Here is an 11,600-nt window from a genome sequence, read left to right as displayed (position 1 = left end):
AAATGCCATTCGTTATTTCCGTTTTCATTACCAATTGATAATCTCAAAACAAACGAAAAAATGGTCACAAGGTTTTTCCTTGTGACCATTTGCTGCTTATATAAACTTTCCAACAGATAATCTATTGTTCCTATTGAGAACTCACTATTACTTCTATAGAGGCATCGTTTCCCAAGGTTCTTTTTTCATCTTCTTTATATCTTCAAATTTTGCAAAGTTTACTGTTATCTTACCTTTTACATTCTCCATACCATTTTGTCGTTCTGTTATCCACATGAAGAATTGTCGCTTCGTCTTCCCATAGAGCACTTCCTCATTAGGAGCAATGAAGTAAAATTCACCTGTGATTTTAAAGATCTTATCCATAGCATCGAAAAAGTCTTCATTAGAATGAGTACCTCTTTCAACCTCAATATACGATTTCTTACCATCTTTCTCAATCACAAAATCAAAGTCTTTTCTCTTACCTTCAGGCAATTTCACACTTACATCTTCTCTTTCTGTATACACTGTATATCCTTGTTGACTGAAACTTCTAGCAGAGTCTTTGATTAGATAACCGTGTTCTAAACTAGCATGTTGTTTTACAATTACCCTCTTCTCCGATATAACCGGTTTTTTACCTGTTATTTTTTTGTATGCAGCTTTTCCAATATCACTCAACTCATAAACTAAGAAGTTGTGACCACCTCTACCACCTAATTTTATCTTCTCGTCTTCTAAGAATTGTCCATCTCTCAAAGCTTTGACATCAGATGACATGTCCTGATTCTTGAACTTATTACCCTTAACATAAATCTGACTTCCCACTTCTTTATCATTTTCAATATGTTCTCTTAGCTCACTATTTCTGGATATCCCTGTAGCACCTATCACTTCAATTATGTATTTTTTACTATCTGAGAGATTTTCTAAATACCTTTCTATATTAATGATCTCATAGCTATCATCTACATCCTCTTCATCTCCAGCACTTAAATCTTCTTCTTCATCAAAGTCACCCTTCATCTCTTCTAGCCTAGCTGACAAAGACTTAGCTTTCTCAACGGGTTTTTGCTTTACCTCTTCAGCTGTAGTCGAGTCGGATGAATTAATCTTGCTTTCCGCAGTAAATATAGATTGATCTTCTGAATTACTATCTTCTTCTTTACCATCTTTTGATGGTGCTGAACTTTTCACTTCGTTTTTACTTTGGGAAGAATTGGACTTCTCAAATACCGGCGCTTCTGAAGCTTGAGCCTCCATTTCTTCTTCAAGTTTTAATAGCATAGCTTCAAACTGCGTCATTTTCTTTTTTAACAATTTATTTTCATGAGAAGTCTTTTTCGTTTCTTCTTCAATAACTGCATCGATCTTTTTCAATCGATCTACTAATAGACCTACGTGCTTTATGTATGCTTCTTGTATATCTTGGATTCTCCAACCCGACGCTTCTAATTTCTGTTTTATTTCTGTACCTCCAGGCAACATATAAGCGATATTACGGATGAACGTTCTTAACTTAGCGATTTCCTTATTTATCGAATGCTTTTCTAATTGCATATCATTAATCTGTTTTTGTTTTCTTTCTAAATCGTAATTCAATTCTTCAGCACGATCATATATATTTAAGTATTCTGTTTTAAGCTCTTGATTTTGTGTTTTAATAGGTTTCTTATTCAACTTTTGCATGTTTAATTTTTCTACATCGCTCAGTCGGTCAATTCGCTCTTTCTCGAATCCAATTTCTTTATCAAAAACATCGTCTTCTACTGGGATGTTTTTACGTTGTTCAGCTTTTTGTTTATATTGATTTTCTTCCTCACCTAGAAGCAACCCATCAAGATTCGATTGCATATCTTTTTTTGGTTTTGTACGTTCTACATCTCTACGTATCAAACGAAACAAATCAGACATCTATTCTCCCCCCCTTTAAAACCCCCTCAATATTCAGGTATCTACCTAACACTTTCTACGTCGTAATCTAAAATTGGAAAGCCCCTATACACAGCACCACTTGTCAAATTAAAAACATACTCCAATCAAGTGGAATACAATTTTTAAGAGGTTAGTATAATTCATTTTTCTTTTCAACATTTTTGACCATTTATATCAAAGTTGCGTTAAATAGTCTCTTCTAATAAACAACAGGATTAAATTCATCTAAAATAAAAAAGGACAGACTGATGAGTCTATCCTCTAAATAGATTATTTTCTAATTTATACAGCCTTTTGTTGCTCCTTTTCAATAAGAAGATCAATGAGCTCTTCATATTTCTCTAACTCACTAATAATATTCTCCTTACTGACATTGTTCTTTCTGAGGTAATAAGTTTTCATTAGGGTTTTGTCACTAATCAATGCATATTGTTTAATTTTTTCAGGTACTTTATTAGGATGCATCCCTTCTTGCATCAACAAACCCTTAGTCTCTTCAGGACAGAAATTTCTCATTTCTTCTTCCGAGAACCCTCTCTTCTTGAAGAAATTAGCTCTTTCTAAGATTTCATCATTCAATCCAGCGAATTCCTTTATTTCGTCCGGAACACTCTGAGGAATATACCCTTTCTTGACTATGAACGTCCTGGCTTGTGTAGGAGATAATCCTTTAATTAATTTTTGGAATACCTCACTCCACAACTGACCTTTGCATACTTTATTAACTTTCTCAAAGTCAGTTACATAAAAACTATCTCCAACGCTTTCACGAATCACTTGAGCAATCTCTAATTCTTCCGTGAGCAATCCTACATGCCTTTTTAAGCTATCAGGAATCATATTTGGATCGTCACCACTTAATAAAATCTCTTTTCTAGCCACTAATGGCGATTTCCCACCGTATACTCTCCAGAAAATATTATCCCAATCAGGTACTTCCTCAATACGATCATCTGATTTAGAAATGAAATTATCAACGTATTGGCAAGCCTCTTTATAGGTTTTAATATTTTTCCGATACACAATAAAAGTTACCGTATTCCAGTGAACCATTTTTTCAGATTCAAAACTAGCAGTAGGCATCCAGTAGTATGGGATAACCTCTCCAGTTTTCATTTCAGATTTATTAATGCTTTCATAAATCTCTTTTTCGTTTCCGCCCCAGTCTCTTGTTACATAAAAGACGTAGTTTTCTTCCTTAGTCTTATCAACATTCAATATTTTTTCTTTCTTTTTCTTTTTGCTACCCTTTTTATGCTCTGGGAAACTTATAAGAGATTCCCCGTTCCCGTCCATTCCTTCTGAATAAATAACCAGATTCGGAATGTCTGTATCTTTTTCGTTAATTGTGTAGTCTGGATTCAACACCAATGATCCAATATGTTCTACTGGTTCCGGTGTTAGATCTGCAGAGTTCTCTTCCCAACCAAATTCTTCTTTCCAACACTGTTTAATGTACTCGACATCCTCTGGAGAAACCAGTTCCATTCCAGCTTGCTCTTGATAGTACAAGGTGTTCTTCAATAAAAATATACGAGCTTTTAAATTATAACTAGCAAGAGACAAATCCGGATATACAGGTTCCCCACCATGACATAGAGACTCCGTATTGTTTTCAAATGCATCCTTGTCCTCATTTAACTGCGCAAAATACCTTTCTACATTTTGTTTACTCCCTTTTCCTTTGTTAGCCTTTGTGTACTCCTCTTTCTTTTGAATCGAATCATGTTGAAAGGGATTAAACCACCCTATCTTTAGCTTTTTCCAATGATTAATCGGTTTACGGAAGTTAGCATCGTAAATAGAGTCGCGAATTAACGTTCTGAGTTTAATTATTGGATCTGCCCACTTTTCACCTTTCTCCTTAAAAGCAGCCAGCATCTCATCGTCTTTTGGCATCATGCATACTACGCATCCATTTCTACTGTTTCCTCCGCACGATTTACTAGCAGCTTTATCAATTTGAACAGGACATTCTCCAGTCCCTTCATACATTGACCGCAATTCTAGGTATCGAAGACCCCAAGGCATTTTCTTTATTTTTCGAAGCGTATTCCAAACTTGATCGTCAGATAAATGCTTAATAGGATGGGATTCATATCTTTCAATCCACTTTTTCTTCCCTTCCGTTTTTTTAGGAAAAATGAACCTTTCAGCATCACCATTCTTTTTGATTGTTTTTGCCCTTTGAGCAGATTCGCTTTCTCGAACCCCTAAAAAGATTGTAATTGAACCAAAATCCCTCACTGTCTCTTCAAGGAAGTGATCACTAGGCATTATTTTGAAGCTTTCTGTACACCAGCGATGTGCTTTTTTAGGTGTAGGCAATACATTACCTTTACCTATTACTCTTGGACCAAATCGGTGATTTTTACTACTGGTGACAACGGGTTTGACTAAGTGTGCCTCAACACAGTCTAAACCTTCTTCTTTTGCGACCTTGTTCATGGTGACGATATTTTTATTCATGTAACGCACCATCTTAGGATGTTCAAGACCTGTGTCAGATGTAATAAAATAGACTTTTCTAGATAGCTGGCTTTTAGGAATTCTTTCTAATGCCTTCCAAACACAATAACCTAAGACAGTAGAATCTTTCCCTCCACTAAAAGCAACCACCCACGGTCGATTATTGTAATCATCTAAGTAAGCTATCACCAACTTTTCAATGATAATTTCAATCGGATCTCCTTTCGCTTCTTGTTCAATTTTTTTATATTGCTTTTTTTGTTTCTCCGTACCTTGCTCGTCCATCATCTGAAAGAAATCTATTTGTTCTCTCACAGTAAGACACCTTCTTTATTGAATATTTGCGTTTCGCTTGGAATGTCACTAATAGACATGAATTTAGCTATTCCCTCGTTCGTCTCGTTAATTTGAAAACAATCTTTGCAAATCATAATATCTTTCTCTTTAATCCATGCTGGAGTTTCAATAAATTCATATTCCATACAATTTTCATCTAATAAGTCCTCAATATGTAGAGCGTTTTCACTTTCGTACCAAGTAATGTATTGCATCTCTGGTCACTCCTCTGTTTTTAGCATTGAATTTTTCAGATTCTAACACAGATACCCTACAATTGTTTAAATTTCCAACCCTTTGTTACTAATCAAGTACGGTAATTGAAATTATTTTTTATTAAAAAAAGAACACATATGAAATATGTGTTCTCCTACATGAATATCTTATTTTTTGTTAATTCTTTACCATACTTCCCAATGAAAAAGGCATGCCTTTATATCTTTTCCATTCAACTTCAACCATCATTAAGTATGGATTTACTCTTACAATTACATCATCCTCATCTTTCAGATCTTTGGTTTGAAAGATGAATTGACCTGAAGAGTATCCCTTATAAGTCATATCCAAATCCAAATCGCTAGTCATTACATCATTACCTAAATGAAGTTTAGCTGCCTCAAAAATTTCTGACTCCATCGACTTCAATGTTGTTAATTCCATAATAAAATCCCCTTTTCATATCAATTTTTCTTAATATTAATATCTGTTTTAAAAAATGGGGAAAAACTAGGTTATTTTTTCTTCACTATTACGGACTTTCACGATGGAAAACACTTAACTCCATGGTTACTATCGGAGAGTTCACAATCACTCGAACTACTGATTAATATGTAGAGGTTTTAAGGAGAAAGAGCCTGTCCGAAAACTCGTTACAATAAGTGGATATGTAAACTCTTTGTTATCAACTGATTCGAACACTAAAAAGAATTCATTCTGATCATTCAGTTGAATGCTTTTGTATGTAATGTTTACTTTTTCTTCCTTTTCTATCACTTCACTAATTGAGGAAATGACTTCTTCACTACTAAAACTACCTACCTTCTCATCTTCCTTATTGAAAACATCCACGCTAATGAATTGTTCTGATGGACCACCCTTTACATGCAAATTAAACCCTCCAGATTTTCCCGATAGGTCGCTTTTTCCGATCTCATACGGTAATGGTTTCTCCCACACAAAAGGGAAAATGATAGCAAATAGTAATATTATAAAGAGCCAGAACCTTTTCATTTTAATAACCTTCATATCTCCACTCCTCTTTTATTATTTTCATTAAATTTAAATTATTTTATTAATTTCCTCTCTAATTTTCAATTCTTACAAACCTGTAATTTCTTTTTTTTATATAATATACTGTTTCAAATAAATTTTAAGGAGGTTTTTCCATGTGAATATAAATGGAATAAACATGACCAAACCCGTATCTTATGTAACCGTAATATATAGCCCTCAATTGCAGTCACTAATCATTGACCACCCTTTCGATAAGGTTTTGTGGCGTAATATATCAAAGATAAAGGGAGCTAAGTGGGACGATGTTGTACCAAATAAGTGGATCCTACCAAAGCACTCAAAAAATGAGTTGGACAATATCTTAGGTCGGAAAGTAAAGTGGAATACATCGAAGGAAAGAAAAGATACTATTCATTTCCTACAGCGAGAAGAAGAAACTTTAAATGATGTTTTGAAAAGGATACCTCCAAAAATCAGCACCCCTTACCTCAATTTAACTCCCTTCGATTTTCAAAAGATTGCTGTAGGTTGGGCGAGCACTCTCAAGGGTAAAAGAGCTCAAATATACGGTGGGTTATTAGCTGATAAGATGGGACTTGGAAAAACTATAGAAGGCTTAGCAATAAGCAGTCACTTAAAATCATTAGGTAAGATAAACAAGTGCTTAATAGTAGTCCCCGCCACTTTGAAATCTCAGTGGATTCAAGAGATTGAAAAGACCACAAATGAAAATGTCATTCTAATAGATGGCAATAAAAAGAAGCGCAAACAACAATATGAGTTGGCTGCACTACCAGAAAACTTTTACACAGTTGTAAACTATGATCTTTTAATAGAAAAAGAGCGAATAGGAAAGAAATATAGCCAAAAGGAAAAGAAAAATAAAATCTTATTCGGAGATTATTATGACCTAGAATTTATTAATAACATTAACTATGACATGATAATTTGTGATGAAGCACACCAAATCAAGAATCCCGATACTCAAAAATCCAAAGTTATTCGTCAAATCCACCCTCCCTTCAAATTATTGATGACTGGCACCCCTATACAAAAGGATATTCAAGATATCTTCACTTTAATTGATTATCTTTCTCCAAACATTTTAGCTAACGAAGAGATGTCTTTTAAACAAAGATGGAATTCATTCTCTGAACAATTCTTAGTTTACGGGTTAAACCAAAATGCTCTTCCCAAATGGGTTCCTGAAATAAAGTATGCTAAAAACAAAGGTCGTTTGAAAGAAATTATATCTCCTTACATGTTACGAAGAACAACAGAAGAGGTCTCCGATGAATTGCCTCAGCAGATCGAGAACACAGTTGTTGTAAATTGGGACAACAAACAATCTAAATTATACATAAAAATTAAAGAACACCTTAACGACCTTCAAGAAAAACTTTCTAAAGCTAAAGATGATGAAACTAGAGAAAAGCTGGATACATTATCTAAAGCAATGATCAATTACTTATTGGCAGTTTGCGACTCCCCAGAACTTTTGACCCGAAGCGAGTCACAACTTACAAAGCGTATACTTGGCAAGACTAAAGATGGTAAGCCTCACAAGTATAAGAATCCTCCAAAATTAGAAAGACTCGTTGATATGGTTGATGAAATCACAAACAGCAAAGATGAAAAAGTTGTCATATTCACTAAATATGAACAAATGGCTCAAATAATCAACCGGGAGTTAACCTCATTATTTAATTCACAGAAGAAGACAACCACTAGAATCGAAACTTATACCGGTAAGACCAAGCAAGGTTGCAAATGGAAAACTACACTACAACAACAAAAGAAGGATTCTAAAAACCTTTCCTGTATTGAGTGTCCCTTTAAAGAGAACTGCTCAACTAGAACAAAAGCTGCTTGGCATTTTCAGAACGACCCTCTTTCTAAAGTTATAATCGCAACAGACGCAGGTAATTTTGGAGTAAACCTACAGAGTGGTTGTTATCTTATTAATTATGAGCTACCAGACGACTTTTCTACGTATGATCAAAGAAAAGGTAGAATTACCCGTTTAGGCTCAAAGTATAAACAAGTATACATTTACAACTTGGTTACAGATGGGGGAGTAGACCAAGCGAAACTAAAAAAGTTGGAGCGTCAAGAAATAGACATTACCGATGTCGTCGAAAAAAACACGAACGAAGAAGAAGCATTAAAAAAGGTTAAAGATAAAATGAATGAAGCACTTATACAAGACGTTCTAAACAAAAAAGGGAATTAGGCTTGTGCCAATTCCCTTTTTTCAGTAACACTTTCTACAACCCTTAATACTTTCTTTTTTACCTTCTCTGATAAACTGAATTCGTTACTATTATCTAGAACATCATTTTCACAACCACTTTTAACCGATAATACGATAGAAGCAAGTCCATCGTACATTGGGACATTCAAATCTTCCGGATGCGTACAAAGCGCTTTGATATCATTTACATCCTTTAACTCTTTTGGTACCTTGACTACATTGTTATAACGATGTCCATCTAAAAGAGCAAAAAAGTTCTCCTTACCTTCGATTACGGTAATTTGATTATCTATTAACAACTTTTCCTCACCTTCAGAAAGAACCGCCATTAACATACTTCTAGCCCTTTCCACACTTTGAACATATTGACTCTGATATTCCCTTATCTTTTCTAGTATTTCATATACAACAACTTCTGGAGTCAAAACCTGTTCACCTGTATCCCTTAACAAAGCAGCACCAACCATTTGTAAACCGATTTTCACTTCTTCATAAGGTCTTGAGATGCGCGATCCCAAATTATATCTATCGCGTCTGACTTTAGATTTAATTAATAGATAGTTATCCTTAAAGATAATAGTATTCAAGAGTTCTTTCTGAGATAGTCCAATTTGTACAGTCTCCACAAACCCTTCAATTTTTAAATAACTACTCAATCCATGCATCAATTCTGATACAGAACTCTTACCATAATCAAACTGATAATATCCATAATAAACCATATTACTCTCTACAAATATCTCCACATCTTCAGGAAGATAAATATTTCTTGAGCTCAGTTCTTCAAAAAAGTCGATCGTTCTATGATAAGCTCGTTCCTGGGAGTCCAACTCTTGCCCCAACTCCTCTTTCTTCTTATCCATGAGAGTAAAATCAGAAAACATCAATTCTCCTGCTAGTACACTCTTTTCCGAAATATTGCCCCCTAGATCAATAACCCTTTTGCGAAGCTTTGACAATTCACCTTTCCGTTTCTGTACATAGCGAGACTTTTCTTCAAACTCCTCTCTTTCTCTACAAACGAACTCAATGAATTCTAAAGAAGAAGAGTTCTCGGATATTGTTGTACCTGACCTACCATAATGAAGGTGCACTAAACGCCCATTATCTCTGACTATTAATTCATAAATTGGAATTATGTCGCTGATTTCACAATACCTAATATCTCGTTGTTCAAAAAAAGCATCAATTTCTTTCTTCGCCCGATAAAAAGCATTATCAAAAACTTTCTCTTTCCTTTGGGCAACGGATGGATAGACTCTTATTTCTTTTTTCCTTACGTTCCGTATATAATCACTTACGATTGATAATCTCGCTTCTGCGTACAACGACTCTTTTAGAGAAAAATCGTCACCTTCACGAGCAATTGTCGAATCCATAATGTCTCCCAGTTCTTCAATAACCCCACGTTCCGTAAAAAAGTATTCGTCAACTTCATTAAACTTTTTCATCAATTCGAATGACATTAAATCCCCGAAATAAAAAGTCAAATTTAGATCAAGTCCAAGTTTAACTCCTCTAAAATCACCAAAAGCCTCTTCTTTAATTGTGCGAAGATACGCCAATTGTTCTTTTATGTTTGCTTTGTTTTTAACAGCTCTTCTCACCATGTTATTCACTTATCCTGCTCTCATTGGTTTTGTTGCTATATAGTCTCGACCAGATTCTATTTCTTGATTGGTTGGATTGAATTTTTTTGGCTCTTCATATTTATTAGGTTGCTCCATTTCAACCTCTTCAATAATGAGAGTTTTATTTTCCAACCCTTTACTTTCAGGTAACTGATAAATCAATTCTCCTAAATTAGGGTCGTATTTTTTAACCTCTTTCCCTTTTTTCGGAATGAACCCAAGTATTTTTTTAACACTAAAAAATCTATAGCCTTCTTTTTGCAATCCCTCAAACATTTCCCTTATTTTTGTTTGCTCTTCATCGACTAATTTCTTTTGGCGAACTCTTTCATCTTCATCTTTTGCTACTATGTCCTCGTACTGACTCCATTTCAACCTTAATTTTCTATCACCTGTATGATCTTGTATCACTAGATTAATACTTCGTTCACTCATTTTATGCTCCCTCATTAAACCATTTTTTTATTTTACTCTGAGCTATATTATAGAAAACTACCTTCCCATTTTTATAACCGACAATCCTTTGCAATCGTGATGATGCTAGCTCTTTTCGAGAAGTAATCGCTTGGAATTCTTTCACTTCATCACTCGAAATCATCTCAATTAAAAAACTGTCTCTCTTTACTTTTGGATCGCTTATGACAGTAAAACCATGACCGCTAAATTTTTCAATAAACCCGTCTAAACTCAATCTAGTATTCACTTGAATAGAGTCTCCACGGCAAAGAATGTATACTTTCGGTTCATAATGATAACCTTCGCCGGTACAACACGAACAGTCTTCATTTTCGAATGCTTCTAAGTTAATAGAGGTTTCTTCTCTAGTCCAAACGTTATATCTAAACTCACTTCTTGAAGTCTTATAACCCATCAATACCTTTATTCCCTCAGTCACCTGCAATGAGGATATAGTCGTTAATACAGGCAGAAAAACTCCGTCTCTGTCACAACTAGCACCATCTTCACTCACTTCACCAAAGACACATTTAAAGCAAGGTGTTTCTCCAGGTATAAAATCAACTATTGTCCCTACGCTATTGGTAGCTGATGCGTATATCCAAGGGACTTTATTTTCTAAACAATAATCATTTAATACGTACCTGGTTAACATGTTGTCGGAACCATCGATAATTAAATCTACTCCTGCCAACATTGAATTAGCATCCTTTTTTGATAACCTTTTAGGGTAAGTCTCTATCATAGTTTCAGGACATATTTTATTTAAGACATTTTTTATTACTTCCACTTTGAGTCTACTAAGATCAGCATCAGACTTATTATAGATGCCTTGCCGCGACAAGTTGCTTTCTTCAACAATATCATCATCAATTAAGACTATCTCCCCGACGCCCATTCTCGCTATGTATTCAGAACTATGACTGCCCAATCCACCCAAACCTACTATAGCTACTCTTTTCTTTCTCAAGACTTCAGAGCTATTACTCAAAGGAGAAAACAGCTCTTGTTTTATATATCTAATGGTAAACATCTCCTTACCCATGAATCACCCTGTTTTTAATACAAAGTAATCTATTTGGTAATACAAAAATAACACTAATTACAAGCAATAATATTCTATACGATAGCCTATTTAGTATGATTAACCAGTTATCCCTGCTAGTGGAAAAACAGATAACAAAAACTATTATAACAAAATATATGTATTTAATAAATTTAATTATTTTATTGACCTATCCCAAGTAAAACAAAAAGATTAAATATTGATTCTTATATTTAAAAATAAAAAACAGCACCTATAA

At 34.4% G+C, this 11,600-nt stretch carries 9 protein-coding genes; 1 reads left to right on the top strand and 8 read right to left on the bottom strand.

What is annotated here, in order from left to right:
- Positions 1 to 153: 153 nt before the first annotated feature.
- The 5 genes from ACXAEY_RS25535 to ACXAEY_RS25515 form a co-directional block, all read right to left on the bottom strand.
- The gene (locus tag ACXAEY_RS25535; RefSeq protein WP_474816425.1) at positions 154 to 1,896 is read right to left on the bottom strand and encodes a coiled-coil domain-containing protein; all 1,743 of its coding nucleotides are present in this window, start codon (positions 1,894 to 1,896) and stop codon (positions 154 to 156) included.
- A gap of 303 nt (positions 1,897 to 2,199) precedes the next feature.
- A complete protein-coding gene (locus tag ACXAEY_RS25530) occupies positions 2,200 to 4,701 on the bottom strand; it encodes a phosphoadenosine phosphosulfate reductase domain-containing protein (RefSeq protein ID WP_474816423.1) in 2,502 nt (833 codons plus the stop codon).
- On the bottom strand, positions 4,698 to 4,937 hold the full coding sequence (locus ACXAEY_RS25525; RefSeq protein WP_474816421.1) for a hypothetical protein: 240 nt from the start codon (positions 4,935 to 4,937) through the stop codon (positions 4,698 to 4,700). Before ACXAEY_RS25525 ends, ACXAEY_RS25530 begins: the two co-directional genes overlap by 4 nt.
- A 178-nt stretch (positions 4,938 to 5,115) precedes the next feature.
- The gene (locus ACXAEY_RS25520; RefSeq protein WP_474816419.1) at positions 5,116 to 5,382 is read right to left on the bottom strand and encodes a hypothetical protein; all 267 of its coding nucleotides are present in this window, start codon (positions 5,380 to 5,382) and stop codon (positions 5,116 to 5,118) included.
- A gap of 156 nt (positions 5,383 to 5,538) precedes the next feature.
- Complete coding sequence (locus ACXAEY_RS25515; RefSeq protein WP_474816418.1) at positions 5,539 to 5,967, bottom strand: hypothetical protein; 429 nt, start codon at positions 5,965 to 5,967, stop codon at positions 5,539 to 5,541.
- A 142-nt stretch (positions 5,968 to 6,109) separates the two neighbouring features.
- Between ACXAEY_RS25515 and ACXAEY_RS25510 the strand changes: the two genes are divergently transcribed.
- Positions 6,110 to 8,188, top strand: coding sequence for a DEAD/DEAH box helicase (locus tag ACXAEY_RS25510; protein ID WP_474816417.1), 2,079 nt, complete (start codon positions 6,110 to 6,112; stop codon positions 8,186 to 8,188).
- Here ACXAEY_RS25510 and ACXAEY_RS25505 read toward each other — a convergent pair.
- Genes ACXAEY_RS25505 through ACXAEY_RS25495 form a run of 3 tightly spaced genes read right to left on the bottom strand, consistent with a single transcriptional unit; the run spans position 8,185 to position 11,341 of the window.
- The gene (locus ACXAEY_RS25505; protein ID WP_474816415.1) at positions 8,185 to 9,828 is read right to left on the bottom strand and encodes a hypothetical protein; all 1,644 of its coding nucleotides are present in this window, start codon (positions 9,826 to 9,828) and stop codon (positions 8,185 to 8,187) included. The genes ACXAEY_RS25510 and ACXAEY_RS25505 overlap by 4 nt on opposite strands.
- The gene (locus ACXAEY_RS25500) at positions 9,829 to 10,275 is read right to left on the bottom strand and encodes a hypothetical protein (RefSeq protein ID WP_474816413.1); all 447 of its coding nucleotides are present in this window, start codon (positions 10,273 to 10,275) and stop codon (positions 9,829 to 9,831) included.
- Between the two features lies 1 nt (position 10,276).
- The gene (locus ACXAEY_RS25495; protein WP_474816411.1) at positions 10,277 to 11,341 is read right to left on the bottom strand and encodes a HesA/MoeB/ThiF family protein; all 1,065 of its coding nucleotides are present in this window, start codon (positions 11,339 to 11,341) and stop codon (positions 10,277 to 10,279) included.
- Positions 11,342 to 11,600 lie beyond the last annotated feature (259 nt).

The sequence above is a fragment of the Anaerobacillus sp. ABA4_114 genome (genome assembly GCF_056159065.1).
Note: the sequence above shows the minus strand (reverse complement) of the source record. Positions and strands in the feature narration are given on the sequence as shown.

What these genes read in the sequence shown, in the direction of transcription:
- ACXAEY_RS25535 (WP_474816425.1), bottom strand. Translation starts at nt 1,896, where the DNA reads ATGTCTGATTTGTTTCGTTTGATACGTAGAGATGTAGAACGTACAAAA.
- ACXAEY_RS25525 (WP_474816421.1), bottom strand. Translation starts at nt 4,937, where the DNA reads ATGCAATACATTACTTGGTACGAAAGTGAAAACGCTCTACATATTGAG.
- ACXAEY_RS25520 (WP_474816419.1), bottom strand. Translation starts at nt 5,382, where the DNA reads ATGGAATTAACAACATTGAAGTCGATGGAGTCAGAAATTTTTGAGGCA.
- ACXAEY_RS25515 (WP_474816418.1), bottom strand. Translation starts at nt 5,967, where the DNA reads ATGAAGGTTATTAAAATGAAAAGGTTCTGGCTCTTTATAATATTACTA.
- ACXAEY_RS25500 (WP_474816413.1), bottom strand. Translation starts at nt 10,275, where the DNA reads ATGAGTGAACGAAGTATTAATCTAGTGATACAAGATCATACAGGTGAT.
- ACXAEY_RS25495 (WP_474816411.1), bottom strand. Translation starts at nt 11,341, where the DNA reads ATGGGTAAGGAGATGTTTACCATTAGATATATAAAACAAGAGCTGTTT.